This window comes from Vibrio sp. 2096 (assembly GCF_033339595.1).
GTDB classification, from domain to species: domain Bacteria; phylum Pseudomonadota; class Gammaproteobacteria; order Enterobacterales; family Vibrionaceae; genus Vibrio; species Vibrio alginolyticus.
Window position 1 is genome coordinate 14,303 of the sequence record NZ_JAWOUX010000022.1, and the last position, 17,602, is coordinate 31,904.

At 46.5% G+C, this 17,602-nt stretch carries 18 protein-coding genes; all 18 read right to left on the bottom strand.

The window, feature by feature from the left end; all coding sequences use genetic code 11:
* Positions 1-13: 13 nt before the first annotated feature.
* Positions 14-508 (bottom strand): chemotaxis protein CheW, encoded by a 495-nt coding sequence (locus tag R7Q41_RS22735; RefSeq protein ID WP_005380507.1) that lies wholly within the window; start codon positions 506-508, stop codon positions 14-16.
* A gap of 35 nt (positions 509-543) precedes the next feature.
* A complete protein-coding gene (locus R7Q41_RS22740) occupies positions 544-1,620 on the bottom strand; it encodes a chemotaxis protein CheW (RefSeq protein ID WP_017635946.1) in 1,077 nt (358 codons plus the stop codon).
* The gene (locus tag R7Q41_RS22745) at positions 1,610-2,389 is read right to left on the bottom strand and encodes a ParA family protein (protein WP_318108887.1); all 780 of its coding nucleotides are present in this window, start codon (positions 2,387-2,389) and stop codon (positions 1,610-1,612) included. Before R7Q41_RS22745 ends, R7Q41_RS22740 begins: the two co-directional genes overlap by 11 nt.
* An 8-nt stretch (positions 2,390-2,397) precedes the next feature.
* Entirely contained in the window at positions 2,398-3,510 is a 1,113-nt protein-coding gene (locus tag R7Q41_RS22750) for a protein-glutamate methylesterase/protein-glutamine glutaminase (protein WP_005384458.1), read from the bottom strand.
* A gap of 29 nt (positions 3,511-3,539) precedes the next feature.
* Complete coding sequence (locus R7Q41_RS22755; protein WP_186584733.1) at positions 3,540-5,774, bottom strand: chemotaxis protein CheA; 2,235 nt, start codon at positions 5,772-5,774, stop codon at positions 3,540-3,542.
* A 9-nt stretch (positions 5,775-5,783) separates the two neighbouring features.
* Positions 5,784-6,524, bottom strand: coding sequence for a protein phosphatase CheZ (locus tag R7Q41_RS22760; RefSeq protein WP_005380502.1), 741 nt, complete (start codon positions 6,522-6,524; stop codon positions 5,784-5,786).
* Between the two features lie 118 nt (positions 6,525-6,642).
* Positions 6,643-7,011, bottom strand: a complete 369-nt coding sequence (gene cheY, locus R7Q41_RS22765) for a chemotaxis response regulator CheY (RefSeq protein WP_017635949.1) — start codon at positions 7,009-7,011, stop codon at positions 6,643-6,645.
* Positions 7,012-7,056: 45 nt separating this feature from the next.
* Positions 7,057-7,791: an RNA polymerase sigma factor FliA gene (locus R7Q41_RS22770; protein ID WP_005380499.1), complete on the bottom strand. Its 735-nt coding sequence runs from the start codon at positions 7,789-7,791 to the stop codon at positions 7,057-7,059.
* Positions 7,784-8,671, bottom strand: a complete 888-nt coding sequence (locus R7Q41_RS22775; RefSeq protein WP_005380498.1) for a MinD/ParA family protein — start codon at positions 8,669-8,671, stop codon at positions 7,784-7,786. The genes R7Q41_RS22770 and R7Q41_RS22775 overlap by 8 nt, the downstream gene beginning before the upstream one ends.
* A 14-nt stretch (positions 8,672-8,685) precedes the next feature.
* A complete protein-coding gene (gene flhF / locus R7Q41_RS22780; RefSeq protein ID WP_017635950.1) occupies positions 8,686-10,203 on the bottom strand; it encodes a flagellar biosynthesis protein FlhF in 1,518 nt (505 codons plus the stop codon).
* Between the two features lie 28 nt (positions 10,204-10,231).
* Complete coding sequence (gene flhA / locus R7Q41_RS22785) at positions 10,232-12,331, bottom strand: flagellar biosynthesis protein FlhA (protein ID WP_025998722.1); 2,100 nt, start codon at positions 12,329-12,331, stop codon at positions 10,232-10,234.
* 210 nt (positions 12,332-12,541) lie between these two features.
* Positions 12,542-13,672, bottom strand: a complete 1,131-nt coding sequence (gene flhB, locus R7Q41_RS22790) for a flagellar biosynthesis protein FlhB (protein WP_318108892.1) — start codon at positions 13,670-13,672, stop codon at positions 12,542-12,544.
* A gap of 3 nt (positions 13,673-13,675) precedes the next feature.
* Positions 13,676-14,458 (bottom strand): flagellar biosynthetic protein FliR, encoded by a 783-nt coding sequence (gene fliR, locus R7Q41_RS22795; protein ID WP_005384463.1) that lies wholly within the window; start codon positions 14,456-14,458, stop codon positions 13,676-13,678.
* 8 nt (positions 14,459-14,466) lie between these two features.
* Entirely contained in the window at positions 14,467-14,736 is a 270-nt protein-coding gene (fliQ, locus tag R7Q41_RS22800) for a flagellar biosynthesis protein FliQ (protein WP_005380488.1), read from the bottom strand.
* Between the two features lie 24 nt (positions 14,737-14,760).
* A complete protein-coding gene (gene fliP, locus R7Q41_RS22805; RefSeq protein ID WP_005394311.1) occupies positions 14,761-15,630 on the bottom strand; it encodes a flagellar type III secretion system pore protein FliP in 870 nt (289 codons plus the stop codon).
* On the bottom strand, positions 15,617-16,030 hold the full coding sequence (gene fliO / locus R7Q41_RS22810) for a flagellar biosynthetic protein FliO (protein ID WP_005380480.1): 414 nt from the start codon (positions 16,028-16,030) through the stop codon (positions 15,617-15,619). The genes fliP and fliO overlap by 14 nt, the downstream gene beginning before the upstream one ends.
* A gap of 1 nt (position 16,031) precedes the next feature.
* On the bottom strand, positions 16,032-16,442 hold the full coding sequence (fliN, locus tag R7Q41_RS22815; protein ID WP_005380479.1) for a flagellar motor switch protein FliN: 411 nt from the start codon (positions 16,440-16,442) through the stop codon (positions 16,032-16,034).
* A 58-nt stretch (positions 16,443-16,500) separates the two neighbouring features.
* Positions 16,501-17,547: a flagellar motor switch protein FliM gene (fliM, locus tag R7Q41_RS22820; RefSeq protein ID WP_005380478.1), complete on the bottom strand. Its 1,047-nt coding sequence runs from the start codon at positions 17,545-17,547 to the stop codon at positions 16,501-16,503.
* Positions 17,548-17,602: the final 55 nt, after the last annotated feature.

The window sequence follows — 17,602 nt, forward strand, 5'->3', positions numbered from 1 at the left end:
CATCATTCAGCCATTAAAGGTGAGCCATCTCGTCCCACTCGTCATCTGTTAGCAGCTTGTTCAAATCCACAAGGATAAGAAGCTTGCCGTCACGGTTGCTCACACCCTGGATGAACTTCGCACTCTCGTCGGTACCAACTGAAGGCGTCGTATCAATTTCAGAAGAACGCAGATAAACGACTTCTGCCACGCTATCTACTAAGATACCAATCACTTGACGCTCAGACTCGATCACAATAATACGAGTGTTGTCAGTGACTTCGCCTTCCATCAGGCCAAAACGTGAACGTGTATCGATAACAGTAACTACATTACCGCGTAGGTTGATGATACCAAGTACATAATCTGGTGCACCTGGAACAGGGGCAATTTCAGTATAACGAAGTACTTCACGAACTTGCATTACGTTGATGCCGTACGTTTCTTCTTCTAGCTGGAACGTCACCCACTGAAGAACTTCGTCATTCGATGCATCTTTCTTCACTTCTACTTCAAAAGCTTGAGACATAGTTAATCCTCGTTAATGTCGTTCCCGACTTAAATCTAATTCAGTGATTTGACATCTAAACCGGCGTTTAGCATGTCAATGAGCGCCTGGACATGAATTAAGGCACACATTTTTTCTTTTACCATGCCCGCTAGCCAAGGGCGTTTACCCGCCTGCTCACGCCAGCGAACCTTGTCGATATTAAGCGTTTCAGTCCCCATTAATTGGTTACTGGCCAACCCCCACATGCTCTCACCAAGCATGACGACATATTGGTAGTTATCTTTATAGCTATCATCACGAAGCTTATCTGCCATCACCCATTTCGCGGTATCGACGACATCAAACTGCTGCTCGCGATTTGTTTGTAGCCCCAAATACCAGGCGGGTTTTCCTATCAAATGGTTAAGCTCGCTAATGCGATGAATACCACCTAACTCATCAAGAGGTACAGCAAACGTGACACCATTCACATCAAAGTAAAGAACTTGGAAGTCCTCACTTCGCTTCGTGCTTTCCCAGACCGTTGGTATATCGGAATCTGCTTGTGTTTCGAGTTCAGTATCGACGTTCGATTCTATATTGATACTTTGTTCGATCACTGCGTGAGGTTCATCCACCTCTGGTTGCGCTTCCTCAAAAACTGGCTCATCAATCACCCAGTCCTGTATTTCCTCAACACCCTGAAGCTCAGGCACCTCACTAAAGGTTTGTACCTCAGGCTCAGCCGCTTTTATCTCTGCTGCAATATCAATCGTATTTTGTTCAAGAATACTATCAATATCCAACTCAGCCACTGGGTTGCTTGCTTCAAGCTGACTTAATAGCCTTTGAACATCTTCCAGGTTTGGAGCTTCCAACTCTGGCGGATATGTTTCTTGAAACTGGTACGTTTCTGGCTCCGAGTATTGTAGCTGTAATTCTGGCTCTGGCTCTGGCTCTGGCTCTGGCTCTGGCTCTGGCTCTGGCTCTGGCTCTGGCTCTGGCTCTGGCTCTGGCTCTGCAGATGATACCTCTTGAGCCAACAGGTCAAGGTCTTCCTCAAGAGTCGTTATTTCAGTTTCATCATCCAGTAATGCATTAAAGTAGTCATCAAGTGCTTGTTCACTGGACAGCACATCATTACTGCTCATCGAACGCCAACCTCTCCAGGTAAATCAGTAGCTGTTTATAGGCAAACACACCACGGCTACCAGATGCAAAATGCGAAGCTGGCAAGTGCTTTAAACTGGCATCGCGGAACTTGGTATCAATAGGCACCGCTGAGGTCCACACTTGATTTGGGTAATCTATTTTCAGTTGCATCAATGTCTGCAATGACGCTTTCGTGCGCTTATCGTACATGGTTGGGACGATAGTCACTTTGAAACCGCCCGGGCGAGATTTTTGCATAATGGTTAGCGTACGCATCATGCGCTCTAGACCTTTCATCGCCAAAAACTCTGTTTGAACAGGAATCAAAATTCGGTCACTGGCTGCCAACGCGTTCACCATCATCACGCCAAGGATTGGCGGACAGTCAATCAACACATAGTCATAGTCTTGTGAGACAGTTTGCAGCGCCCGTTTTAAGATTAATCCCATACCACTGCGATTACCCATTACGCGATCAAGCGTGGCAAGGGACATATGCGCGGGAATGATATCCATTCCTTCCAGCTCTGTTTCTAAAATCAACGGCTTAACCGTCTCACGAGAAAACGTCTTCAACTGGAATAAATCAAATAGGCTCGAAGTTACTGCATCAGGATCATAACCGAGATAAGTAGTCAGTGAGGCGTGAGGATCAGTATCAACCATCAATACTCGATGGCCTTTCTGGCTCAATAAGCCCGCCAATGTCACTGTTGAGGTGGTTTTACCCACGCCTCCTTTCTGGTTAGCTACACTCCAAACAATCATGATGAATCCTAAGCTAGGCCAACTTCCACCAACATGCGTTCAGCAATGCGGTCAAGCGGTAAATCTTCTGAAGAAATGCCTGCTTTAGCAACCGCTTGGGGCATGCCATAAACAACACAACTTTCTTCATCTTGTGCCCAAATTGTTGAGCCTGAAGACTTCAACATGCGAGCGCCCTCACGACCGTCTGCACCCATGCCTGTCAACACTAAAGAGAGCACTTTGTCGCCATATACTTTTGCGGCAGAACCAAAAGTCACATCCACACATGGTTTGTAGTTCATGCGATCGCCGCCATCAATAATGCGAAGACGAGCAGCGCCCGCTCGTCCATCCACCATCATTTGTTTCCCACCTGGTGCAAGGTATGCCACACCGGGCTGTAACACATCGCCATCTTGTGCTTCTTTCACTTGAATCTTACACAAGGTGTTCAAACGACTGGCAAACGCAGCAGTAAACGTTGCTGGCATGTGTTGAATCAATACAATCGGATGCGGATAGTTCATCGGCAAACGCGTCAGAATTTTTTGTAGAGCAACGGGGCCACCTGTTGATGTGCCAATTGCCGTCAGTTGATACTTCTTACCAGAAGCACGGTACTTTGTCGCAGCAGGTCGAGTTGGTGTTGGAGTCACAGGTGAAGCCGTTCTTGAACCTAATGGTCGAGTAGTCGTGCTGGTACTCGCTGTTGGGCGAGCGATAGGTCGACGCATGAAAGCGCGCTTCGAGGCAATCTGAATCACACGCTGTTGAAGTAATGACACCGCTTCTTCACGGTTACGCGCAATGTCCTCAAACTTTTTCGGTAAGAAGTCCAATGCGCCCGCATCTAGCGCATCAAGCGTAGCTTTCGCCCCGTCGTGGGTCAGGGACGAAAACATTAGAATTGGCGTTGGAGCAGCGGCCATAATTTCACGTACAGCTGTAATGCCATCCATCACTGGCATTTCAATATCCATCGTGATGACGTCAGGTTTGAGAGATTTGGCTTTCTCAACCGCCTCTCTACCATTTACCGCAACGTCAATCACTTCTAGGCGCGATTCTGAGTTGATGATTTCGCTCACGCGACGTCGGAAAAAACTCGAATCATCAACGACTAGTACTTTAATCGCCATCTTATTCCTTTTAATAACGTCAGCTTTGCTTAAAGGCGTGAAGCCGCAGCATATCGCTTAAGTAAATCAGGCACATCTAGAATTAATGCAATATGGCCATCGCTAGTAATTGTCGCACCAGCCATACCTGGAGTGCCTTGTAATAGATTATCGAGTGGCTTAATAACCACTTCTTCTTGACCAATAAGCGTATCCACAACAAAACCAACGCGCTGGTTACCAATCTGTACAATCACCACGTGACCGTGACCAGTACGCTCTTGAACGTTTTGCGATTTGGATGCCAACCAGTTTTGTAAGTAAAATAGTGGGATAGATTTCTCACGCACAATGATCGTCAGCTGACCATCTACCACGTTTGTACGACTAAGATCCAAGTGGAAAATTTCACTCACCGAAGCCAGTGGTAGAGCAAAAGGATGACCGCCAACACCAACCATCAGAGTCGGTAAAATCGCTAACGTTAGTGGTACTTTGATCGTAATCTTAGTGCCCTTGCCTAGCTCAGAATCGATATCGATTGAACCGTTTAAGGTATTGATCGCCGTCTTAACCACGTCCATACCCACACCACGACCAGAAATGTCAGAAATTTTATCTTTACTTGAGAAGCCAGGTGCGAAGATAAGGTTGAAGCACTCTTTATCTGTTAAACGTGCCGCCGCATCTTCATCCATCATGCCACGCTTCACCGCGATGCCACGCAGTTTGTTCGGGTCCATACCGCCACCATCATCTACGATGGATAGTTCAATATGGTCCCCTTCTTGCGATGCTGACAAAATCACTTTACCTGTGCGTGATTTGCCTGCCTTCGCGCGTGCGTCTGGCATTTCAATACCGTGATCAACCGAGTTACGCACCAAGTGAATCAACGGATCGGCCAATGCTTCTACAAGGTTTTTATCGAGATCGGTTTCTTCACCGCGCATTTCTAGCACGATGTCTTTATTTAGGTTACGAGCCAAGTCACGGACAACGCGTGGGAAACGGCCAAACACTTTCTTAATTGGCTGCATACGCGTTTTCATTACCGCGCCTTGTAGATCCGCAGTTACCACATCAAGGTTAGCGACCGCTTTGGACATCTCTTCGTTGTCGCTATTCAAACCAAGGCTTAGTAGACGGTTACGCACCAATACGAGCTCACCCACCATGTTCATGATGGTATCAAGCGTCGAGGTATCAACACGAACGGTTGCTTCAGCCTGAGGTTTTTTAACCGCTGGTGCTTTGGCTTCTTCTTTTACCGCGACTGGTTTAGATTCTGGCTTTGGTGCTGGCGCTGCTTGAACAGGTGCTGGCTTAGCAACAGGCTCAGGTTTCGCAGGGCTTTGCTCTACGTTTGCTGAAGCAGGCTTCGTTGCCATGTCCAATTCTTCTAGCGTTGGACCTTTACCTGAACCATGTAGCTCATCGAGTAACTTTTCGAACTCTTCGTCCGTCATTAAGTCACTGTCTTGATTTGATGAAGATGCCACTGGAGCGGAAGGCTCTGCCGCTTTAGGTGGCTCTACTGGTACAGATGCAGCAGCCTCTGCCGTAGAAGGGCTTTTTCCTACACCGTGCAGTTCATCGAGTAAACGTTCAAACTCATCATCAGTGATATCACCACTTTCAACTGATGGTGCACTCGATTGAGGCGGTTCAGATGGCGTTGTAGGTGTCGCAGACATTGAGTTGCCTGGCGCTGAACCTTTACCATGAAGCTCATCCAATAGCTTTTCGAATTCGTCTTGGGTAATTTCATCAACAGAGCCGACACTTGATGGTGCTGACGGTGCAGCAGGTTCTTCGATGATAGGCTCGGGAATAATAGGTTCTGGAGTAGCCACTGGTTCTTCAACTACGGTTGCCGCTACTTCATCTTCTGACTCAGGTTTGCATAGACGATGAAGTTCTTCAAGAAGCTCAGGGTCCGCAGCTTCTAACGGCTCACGATCTTGAACAGCCTGGAACTGGGTATTAACCGTATCCAAGGCTTTTAGCATCGTATCCATTAAGTTTTGCGTTACCGTGCGTTGACCGTTTCGTAAAACGTCGAACACGTTCTCCGCACCATGACAAGTATCGACTAGCTCTGCCAATGAAAGGAAGCCGGCACCGCCTTTTACGGTATGAAACCCGCGGAAAATAGCATTAAGTAAGTCTTTGTCTTCTGGGTTATTTTCCAATTCAACCAACTGCTCAGAAAGCAGCTCGAGAATTTCCCCAGCCTCAATGAGAAAGTCCTGAAGAATATCTTCGTCTAAATCGTAGCTCATACGTTACCTTTAAAATCCAAGACTGGACAACAAGTCATCGACTTCGTCCTGCGATGAAACCGCATCTTCTCTCAGTTCTGGATGAAGAATCGGGCCTTCGGCTTCGCTTGTTTGTGTATTCTTTTTATCTGCCGGTTCTGACAAAACTTGAATGTGTTCTTCAAGTTTATTTCCAGAGAATACGGTTAGGATTTCCACTAAGCGGCCTTCAACTTCATTAACCAACGTAATTACGCGGCGAATGATTTGGCCAGTTAGGTCTTGGAAGTCTTGCGCCATGAGAATTTCGGTCAATTGGCCGCGCAATTCAGTGCTGTCACCTTCGACTTGCACTAATAGCCCGTCAATTCGGTGGCACAGTGCTTTAAATTCGCTTAATTCTATGCGCCCGTGCATGAGTTCATTCCATTGAGGACGAACTTTTAGAAGGCAATCATGCAGGTTATCAGCGATAGGAAGGCAGCAGTCGACCGCATCCATTGTTTTGTTGGCTGCAAGCTCTGTCTTCTCGATCACATAATTGAGACGATCCCTAGCGTTAGGGATTTCGTCTTTCGCAATTTCGGTCATGCGCTGATCGAGACTGAACTGCTTGAGTGATTCGTGAAGGTCTCGAGTTAACGCTCCAATTTCTTGCAGCATTGGGTTATCGGCACCTTCGTAGATCGAGGCAACAAGCATATTGGCTTGGTCTTGTTCCCCGTTTTCTAGCATTTGAACGAGTGACTTCGCCTGCTCTAGTGAGATCATTCTGAATAGACCCTTTTACGTTTAGTTCTTCTTATCACTTTGAAAACGCTAAACGAGTCATTTAATAGGTATTTAATAATTGGTATGAATGACTCGAATAACAAAGAGAAAGAGAGAGTTATAAACGCTCGAAAATTTTATCTAATTTTTCTTTTAATGTTGCAGCAGTAAATGGCTTAACAATGTAGCCGTTTACACCTGCTTGAGCAGCTTCAATGATCTGCTCACGCTTCGCTTCAGCCGTGATCATTAGAACTGGCAGATGCTTAAGTTCTGCATCCGCGCGGATGTGTTTAAGCAAATCGATGCCTTGCATACCTGGCATGTTCCAGTCAGTTACAACAAAATCGAAGTCACCTTTTTTCAGCATTGGTAATGCGGTTAAACCATCGTCCGCTTCTTGAGTGTTATTGAAACCCAAGTCACGAAGCAGGTTTTTAACAATACGGCGCATTGTTGAGAAATCATCAACAATAAGGATCTTCATGTTTTTATTCAAAATTGCCTCCACTGAATCGTAAAATCAGTGTTTTTAGTCATTTTGTGTCCACGCACTGAGCTTGGTACGTAAACGTTGCATCGCTTGACTCAGTATTTGACTTACGCGAGATTCGCTTACGCCTAACACATCGCCAATTTCTTTCAAATTGAGTTCTTCATCATAATAAAGCGAAAGAACCAAAGCTTCACGCTCTGGAAGCTGTTTTATTGATTCAACCAGTGCTTTTCGAAATGATTCATCAACTACCCCTTTGAATGGGTTGCTGTCATCGGTTTCATCCGCCGGTGAAATCACATCATCAGAAACGCCTAAATCTTCAATACCGACTAATTTTGAGCAGTTGATATCGGTAAGAGCACTATGATATTGATCCAGTGTCATACCGAGATGCGTGGCTACTTCAGAATCAGTAGGATCTCGATTTAATTCGCCTTCCAGCTCCGCAATCGCTTGGTTAATCTCTCGATTATTTTTATGAACAGAACGCGGTACCCAATCGCCTTTACGCATGTCATCTAACATTGCGCCACGAATACGGATACCTGCATAAGTTTCAAAGCTCGCACCTTTAGAACCATCATAATTCTGCTGAGCTTCGATAAGACCGATCATGCCGGCCTGAATTAAATCCTCTACCTGAACACTCGGCGGTAAACGGCCTAGTAGGTGGTGAGCAATGCGCTTAACCAACACTGAATAACGTTCAATGAACGCCTGCTGGCTATTAAATTTGCCATGTTGGTCATAGGTTATCGCTTTATTCACCAAAAGGGTCCTCTGCGAATTCGGTACGATTTAGCAACCTTTCCACAAAAAATTCCAAGTGTCCACTTGGTGTTTTCGGTAGTGGCCACGTCAACGCTTTGTTTGCTAGTGAGCTGATAGCTAAAGCGGCAGGCGAGCGTGGGAACGCATCAACGACAATTTTTTGTCTTTTTACAGCCTGTCGTACTTTATCATCTAATGGAATACATGCTACGAGTTCAAGGCTAACATTCAAGAATCGCTCTGTGACTAGTGTCAACTTTGCAAACAATTCTCGCCCTTCACGGTAGCTTCTGACCATATTTGCTACAACTTTAAAGCGTTGAACTTGGTGTTCTTTACTCAACAGCTTGATTAATGCATAGGCATCTGTGATTGACGTCGGTTCATCACACACAACTACAACCACATCTTGAGCTGCTCGCGAAAAACTGATTACCATGTCAGAGATACCAGCAGCGGTATCAATCAGCAGGACATCCATTTCGTCTTCAAGACTACCAAATGCTCGGATGAGTCCGGCATGCTGAGCGTGAGAAAGCTCTGTCATGCTCTGTGTGCCAGAAGTTGCAGGAATTATCTTTATACCATAAGGCCCTTCGACAATCGCATCTTTTAGCTCACATTCACCCGCTAAGACATGTCCTAGATTACGTTTTGCACGAATTCCGAGCATCACGTCCACATTGGCCAGACCTAAATCAGCGTCGAGAACCATCACCTTCTTGCCTTGGCGAGCCATACAAATCGCCAGACCCAGTGTTACGTTTGATTTCCCCACACCACCTTTGCCGCCAGTAACAGCAATCACTTTGGTCAACGATGGTTGTGTTAAGCGACGGAGGCCGCTTGCTTGATCGTGTATCATATTCTCAGTCATAGTAGTCCGCCGCCTTAGAGTCCTTCACTGTCACTGTTCCAAAAGTGAGGTTCGTTCTCTGTCGACTTCTCTAACAGTTCATTTGCTTTCGCAAGCATATATTTTGGTTGCGCTATCACAATGTCTTCTGGTACGCGCTGGCCATTAGCGATGTAAGCTACTGGCATTGCGTTTTGAATCACTACACTGATGAATTCGCCTAGGCTTAATGACTCATCAAGCTTCGTCATAATACAACCCGAAAGTGGTATACGTCGGAAGTGATCCAGCGTTTCTTGTAGAACACGACGTTGTGCGGTAGCCGGCAAAACAAGGTAGCTGTGAATCACTTCTCCGCTCTCTTGCATTAGAGTGTCGAGCTGCTCGGAAAGCCTCACATCTCGTTGCCCCATCCCTGCCGTATCGACCAAAATCAGTCTTCTGTTTCTTAGCTGATATATAACATCGGCTAACTCGTTAGAATCTTTAGCAACTCTTACGGGACAACCCATGATTCTTCCGTAAATTGAGAGTTGCTCATGTGCACCTATGCGATATGTATCTGTTGTCACAAGGGCCACATTGTCGGCACCGTATTCCATGGCTGCGCGTGCTGCGAGTTTCGCTACGGTTGTTGTTTTCCCAACCCCAGTCGGACCCAACAATGCGACTACGCCACCACGTTTTAAAATGTCCTGTTTAGGAATATTGATTTGATCCGCCACCAGCGACAATAACGCTTTCCACGCTCGCGCTGGCTTTGTATCTTCCGGAATATAACAGGCCATCTGGTCTGCTAACTCCGGAGAAACGCCCATTCGCTCTAAGCGCTTAATCAGCATCGCTCTTAGCGGCTCACGGCGTTCTACTTCTTGCCACATCAGGCCAGAAACTTGGTGCTCCAACAGACGACGAATTGACGTCATCTCTTCGCGCATGCTTTCTAGCTCATCGGCCGATTCGTCACGCTCATCACTTGGGCGACGTCGGTCATATCGCGTCGGATCCAGCTTGGGCGTCGGACGTTCAAATCGATTGTCCTGTGCGATTAGCTTCGCCAAAGGTGAATCTGGTTGATATGGCGCTGGCTTTTCTTGGTTGTAGCCGTCGCGATGCTTATTTTGGCGTTGCAGCAAAGCAGAGAGCGAATCTTCATTTTCCGCTACGTGATCGTCAGCATCTGCTGCACCACCGCTATATTGCTTAAGCATATTAGCGAATCGCTGCGTCATTGAGCCTGTTTTTTCATTGTTACTGTTATTACTGTTCAGGCTAATTTTATCTTCATCTAAATGACGATCTTGGTAACGATCAGCAGAAGACGATGACATTTGACGATGTTCGTTATAGCGATTCGATTGAGAAGCACCGCGATTTTGCTGTGACGCTGCGCTTGCTTGAGGCGGATTAGATTCACTATCTATCGCCGCAACAATCGCTACTCCACCAGCCACTTTCTTGTTTGACATGATCACAGCTTCCGCGCCTAACTCCTCTTTCACTTGGAGCAGCGCCGTTCTCATGTCTTTGGCAAAAAATCGCTTTATTTTCAAACTATGAATCCATTAATGATGCGTGAGATCAGTTACCCACGGCTTGCACAATTCTGATCTGTTTTTCATCCGGGATTTCTTGGTAAGACAGTACCCGGAGATTAGGTATTGTGTTCTTCACAAATTTCGCCAACGTCGAGCGTAATACACCAGAAGTAAGCAGAACGGCAGGTTCGCCTTTCAGTTCTTGTTCCTGTGTCGCTTGGCTTAGTGAAGACTGCAATCGCTCAGCGAGTCCCGGTTCAATCCCCGCGGATTCGCCTCCTGATGCTTGCATAGTTTGATGCAATATTTGTTCCAGTTCGGGTATTAAAGTGATCACTGGTAACTCAGGCTCTATACCATTGATTTCTTGAACAATTAGACGTTTAAGACTAATTCGAACTGCTGCCGTCAATATGTCAGCTTCTTGACTCTTACTTGAGTACTCAGCCAAAGTTTGAACAATCGTGCGAATATCGCGGATTGGAATGGCCTCGTTTAACAAGTTTTGTAGGACTTTCACCACCACACCTAATGGTAATTGGTCAGGAACAAAGTTCTCGACCAACTTAGGCGCGCTGCGTCCCAACATTTCTAATAAATTCTCTACTTCTTCATGGCCAATTAGCTGTGATGCGTTGTTGGTCAATAGCTGGCTTAGGTGCGTCGCTAATACCGTTGATGAATCAACCACCGTATAACCTAAGGCTTGCGCGTGCTCACGCTGATCTTCTCGGATCCATACGGCTTCCAGTCCAAAAGCAGGGTCAATGGTTGGCTCACCATCAATCATGCCATACACCTGACCTGGGTTAATCGCTAACTCTTGATCCGGACGAATCTCTGCTTCGCCCACCGCAACCCCCATCAATGTAATTCGGTAACTGTTTGGGGTCAGCTCAAGATTGTCACGAATATGAACCGCTGGAATTAGGAACCCAAAATCTTGCGATAACTTTTTACGCACGCCTTTTACGCGCTCTAACAGTTCCCCACCTTGGTCTCTGTCCACCAAAGGGATTAAGCGATAACCTACTTCCAAGCCAATAATATCGACTGGCTGGACGTCATCCCAAGACAGTTCGCGCTGTGAGGAAGGTTCTGTACCTTCGTCTGCTGTTGCTGGTAAAGCGGGCTCTTTCGCTTTCTGCTTCTGCCGTTTGTCGATGAAATATGCCGCTGCACCGGCCGCGACTGCCAGGCTCAAAAACGCAAAGTGTGGCATGCCCGGTACGATGCCCATCACACCAAGAATAGCCGCAGTAATCATCAGCGCTTTTGGGTTGTCGAACATCTGGAAAACCAGTTGTTCACCCATGTCTTCATCGGTGTTTTGGCGTGTCACCATCATTGCCGCTGCAATTGACAGCAATAGCGATGGGATTTGTGCGACCAAACCATCACCGATTGTCAGTAAGGTATAGATTTCAATCGCTTCACCGAAACCCAATCCATATTGCGCCATACCGATCGACAGACCGCCGACGATGTTGATAAACAGAATCAAAATACCGGCAATCGCGTCACCTTTTACGAACTTCGAGGCACCATCCATCGAGCCATAGAAATCCGCTTCTTTGGTCACTTCAAAACGACGAACTCTTGCCTGCTCTTGGTCTATCAATCCGGCATTCAAGTCCGCATCAATCGCCATTTGCTTACCCGGCAACGCATCAAGCGTAAAGCGAGCACTTACCTCAGAGATACGACCCGCACCTTTGGTCACCACCATAAAGTTGATGATCATTAAGATGAGGAAAACCACTAGGCCGACCGCGTAGTTACCACCAATAACGACGTTACCGAACGCCTCAATTACGTTACCTGCCGCATTACCGCCTTCATGACCATGCAGTAAGACGACACGAGTCGAGGCAACGTTCAAAGCCAAGCGGAGCAACGTGGCGATCAGCAATACCGTTGGAAAAGCAGCGAAGTCCAAAGGGCGACGTGTGTAAACGGTCACTAACAACACCACCATCGACAGCGCGATGTTAAAGGTGAAGAACATATCCAGCAAAAATGCTGGAATCGGCAGTACCACCATCGCTAGGGTGGCCAAAACCATCACCGGAGCACCAATAGCTGGCATTTCACGTTGAGGGATTCGTGGCAATTTATCTGCAAACGGCAGGCTTAACTTCATACTGCGAGAGATCTCAATCGATTGAAGCGTCACGTAAGCTCTTACTATTAATACGCGACCGCTTTAGCCTAAAAGTTTAGGTAGGGTTGATAATTAAAGCGTTTTAAGCAATCTATGTACCATAATTAGCGCCAAAATAATGACTAAACACTCAAATAGAGCTTAGCTTTTGATCAAACGAGCTTTTTTAAGGCTTTACCGCTTTTCGTATCAATGACGGTGCTCGGGCGGGATTGGCAAATCATAATCTTGAATTTTCGGGCGCTGTCCACCTCGTTTTCGGTATTGCTTCAATTGGAATACAAATGCCAAAACCTGAGCGACGGCAGTAAATAACCCATCGGGGATCTCTTGCTCGAGCTCTGTCGTGTGATACAACGCACGAGCCAAAGGTGGTGCGGGCACAATCGTAATGTCATGTTCGCGGGCGACTTCTCGAATCTTCATCGCCATGTGGTCAGTACCTTTAGCGATCACGACTGGCGCACGGTCTGTCTTCTGTTTATAACGAAGCGCTACCGAGAAGTGCTCTGGGTTAGTAACAATAACATCAGCTTGAGGAACGTCCGCCATCATTCGACGTTGAGCCGCTTCCCTTTGCAACATACGAATACGGCCTTTCACTTCCGGCTTACCTTCAGTCTCTTTGTATTCGTCTTTGACTTCTTGCTTGGTCATTTTTAACTGATCGGCGTGCTGCCAAATTTGAAATGGAATATCGATGGCAACCACAATCAATAGCGAGCAACTGATCAGCAAAATAAAGTTCAGCAAAATATCTAAAGCATGGAAGATGTTTTGCGGATACACATCCATGCTCAATTGAATCAGATCGGCCTGTGATGCTTGGATCAAATAGATGGCGACACCAGTGACCAGAACCACTTTAAGGATTGATTTGATCAACTCTACCCAGCTTTGCATGCCAACCATTCGCTTTAAGCCGCTAAGCGGATTCATTTTCGACAGCTTGGGCATGGCCGCTTGGGCAGAAAAACTGATTCCTCCCACACCTGCTGCTCCAATCACGGCGGCGGTAAACAATGTCGCTAACACCAAAAATAGTGGGAACAACAAATCACTCATCGCGCCCAAAGCGATATCAAACAGTTTTGCAGTATCGAAAATCTCTTCTCGTTGAAGATCAAATAAACGGCTCATGATGGAAAACAATGAACGTGCTAACGCCTCGCCAAACCACATCAATGAAATGGCGCCAACGATCAGCACAGATGCTGATGCAAGCTCTTTAGATCGAGCGACCTGCCCCTTTTCTCTGGCTTGTTGTAACCGTCGGGGCGTGGCTTCTTCGGTGCGTTCCTGACCGTCTGATTCTGCCAAATCTTAGCACTCCAAGCGAATGAGCCGACAAATCTGCGCCTCACCCACTGTCCAGAACATTTCATAATGACTGTATAGACCAGCCAGTATGTACCAACAAAGTAATAGACCCACCATCAAAGCAAAAGCAAAACCAAGCGAGAAGATATTCAGCTGTGGTGCGGCACGGGTCATTACACCAAACGACAAGTTAATGGTCAGTAGTGCAATAATGCCGGATAGAGACATACTCAATGCCGTTTGGAACATAATACCAAGCCAGCCTGCCATTTCACGGAAATCAACCGCGTTGAGCGAGCCGGAGCCAATCGGCAAAGTTTTAAAACTGAACACCACCAATTGCAGCATTTTTAAGTGTCCATCGGTGGCAAGGAAAAACATTGTCGTTAAGAACATGAATAACTGACCAAGCAATGGCGTGTTCTGACCATTTGCGGGATCGACCATAGAAGCAAAGCCCAAACTTGATTGCATACCCAATATTTGACCCAGCAGGACAAAGGTTTGAATCATAAATTGAGTAACCATACCCATCGCTATGCCGATGATCATTTGCTCGGCAATGGTCATGAAGCCACGAAACGAGAGTAGCTCAATGTCTTGAGGTACGGCGGGGATAGCTGGCATGACAGCGAAAGTGATGGCTAAACCGAGGTAAAGGCGGATTCTTGGCGAAACAAATCGGGCCCCGGTTACTGTCATCACCATCAACATGGATGAGATACGAACATAGGGCCAGAAGTAGTTTGCGATCCAATCTAAGACAACGCTAGTGGGGTACTCCATAGGCGCCTCTAATAAAGCACCTGAGGTAAGCGTTCAATCAAGCCATAGAAATATTCCATCAACATTTGCGTCATCCAATGCCCAAACAGCATCAGGGCCAAAAGCGTGACAATCAAACGCGGTAAGAAGCTCAATGTTTGTTCGTTGATGGATGTCGCAGCTTGAAAAATCGCGACTACAAGGCCGATAAGCAAGCTTGGGATGATAATAGCGCAGACCATGATAAGCACCATCCAAAGTGCTTCACGGAAAAGCTCGACAAACATTTCTGGTGTCATGTCTTATCCTCTATCTGCGCTTATCTAAAGGGCAAAGCTGCCCGCGAGTGTCGAGAGTATCAAGTTCCAACCATCGACCAATACGAACAACATCAACTTGAACGGCAACGAAACAATCATTGGTGACAACATCATCATACCCATTGCCATCAGTACCGAAGCGACTACAAGGTCAATAATCAAAAACGGCAAGAAGAGCATAAAGCCAATTTGGAATGCAGTTTTTAGCTCTGAGGTGATAAAAGCCGGAATCAACACCGCCATCGACACATCTTCTGGATTCTCGACTTGCTCTCCTGACATGGTTACGAACGTCTCCAAATCTTTGATTCGGGTCTGCTTAAGCATAAATGCTTTCATTGGCGCTTGTGCAGCATCAAACGCTTCTCGCGCCGTAACTTGCTCGTTCAAATAAGGCTGAACAGCTTTGTCGTTGATTTCGTTCAGGACAGGAGACATAACAAAAAAGGTCAAAAACAGCGCAATACCAATAATGACCTGATTAGAAGGCGTTTGTTGCAAACCCATTGCCTGACGCAATATCGACATCACCACCACAATTCGAGTGAACGAGGTCATCAGAATCACCATGGCAGGCAAGAAGCCAAGCATGGTCATTAACGCTAAAATTTGTAGTGTAACCGAGTAGTCTTCACTGCCATCAGGGTTCGTGGTCATGGTGAATGCTGGAATACCACCGCCACTAGAAACGGACATAGCACGGCTAGCACCAGTATCACTTTGCATAGCCTGAACTGTAACACCACTTCCATCGGCTAAGTTATCTGGCAGCGCTGACTCCTCTGCTTCAGCAAAGGTAAATGAAGAAAACAGCACGCCGACAAAAAGTAACAACGTACTCAGGAGCAAACGAATTGGATTACCCTTTGTCATGTTTTTTGATCAGCTGGCTAAATTGAGTCGCAAAAGCATTGGTCGCCAACTCTTCCTCTTTCAGTGGCTTATCTAACTTGGCTAAAGTTTGGATCGATTGGCTAGTAATCCCAACCAAAAACTGTTCTTCACCCACTTGAACTACTGCGATTCTTTCTTTTGTACCCACTGGCAACTGACTCACTATACGCAAGCCCTTTTGTTGTCCCATCGCTGGCACTTGCATACGTTTCAGCAACCAAGCCAGCAAAAGAATCACGCCGATTACAAGCACAAGCGAGCCAAGTGTCGTCGCAAGATCCAGATTATTTGGTGCGGCAGCAAATGCATAAGGAGCACTTAGCATTAAGCTCAGTGCTCCAGTGATTTGCTTCAATCGCATTTTGATTGAACGACTCATCTTAACGCAGCTTCTTAATTCGTTCAGTTTGGCTGATCACATCCGTCAAACGGATACCAAACTTATCGTTGACGACCACGACTTCGCCGTGAGCAATCAAAGTACCGTTAACCAATACGTCGAGCGACTCACCGGCTAGACGATCCAACTCAACAACCGAACCTTGGTTAAGCTGCAACAGGTTCCGAATGCTAATTTGAGAACGACCGACTTCCATCGAAATCGTCACCGGGATATCCATAATAGTGTCGAGTTTACGACGCTCATCTTCGCTAATTGGGCTTGAAGTGTCTTTTAGCTCTTCCAGTGGCGCAGCCAATACTTCATCTACGTCTACAGAAGGGGCAGACGGGTCTTCGCCAAGAGCGGCTGCCCATTCGTCTGCTAGCTTTTGATCGTCACTTGGTTCCATTTTTCTATCCTGTGTTACGCCTAACTCATGCCATAGCATGTCTGTTTAATAAGGTATCTTAATGGTCTATATCGTCTTCACTCTCAAGCTCGGACATGATGTCTTTACCTAAGAAAGCTAAATCTGTTTTGACGACATGTGGGCGCTCAATTTCCTCAGAAATTTGCACCGCTAATTTGTCTTCCGATCGACCCATTTTTACGCGATAGGTCGGTAGGTCTTCCACAAACATCGTCGCATGTTCTGGCATTTCAATCGGGATGATATCGCCCGGTTGCAGCTCCATGAGATCACGCAAAGAAATGTCTTTTTCGAGCAAGTTCACGCGGAAGTTAACCGGACAATCCATGATCTCTTCACGTAGTGCTGAGCTCCAGCGAACGTCCGTTTCCATCTTGTCGGACTGAACACCTGCATCCAATAGTTCACGGATAGGCTCAACCATGGAGTAAGGCATAACGACATGAAAATCGCCGCCACCGCCGTCAACTTCTATATGGAAGGAACTCACGACAATCACTTCTGTCGGGCTGACAATGTTTGCCATGCTTGGGTTTACTTCAGAGTCGAGATATTCGAACTCTACCCCCATCACTGGCGACCACGCTTCTTTATAATCTTCAAATACAATTTTCAGTAACAACTGAATGATGCGGCGTTCCGTTGGGGTAAATTCGCGGCCTTCGATTTTGGCGTGGAATCGACCATCACCGCCAAAGAAGTTTTCTACCAGAATAAAGACTAAACGAGCCTCCATGGTGATCAACGCAGTGCCTTTTAACGGACGAAAACGCACCATGTTCAAACTGGTTGGCACGTACAATGTGTTCTGGTATTCACCAAACTTCATCATCTGCACGCCATTGATCGACACCTCTGCCGTTTTACGCAGCATATTAAACAGACTAATACGCATGTGCCGTGCAAAGCGCTCGTTGATAAGTTCGAGCGTCGGCATTCGACCACGTACGATTCTGTCTTGCGACGAGAAATCAAAATTGACGGCACCCTCAGTGTCGTTTTCTATCGGTTCATCGACGTCATCAACATCGTCAACCCCATGCAATAGCGCATCAATTTCGTCTTGGCTTAATAGATCGGTCACGTTTTACCTATTGAATAACAAAATCTGTAAACAGTACTTTTTCAATCACTGGCTT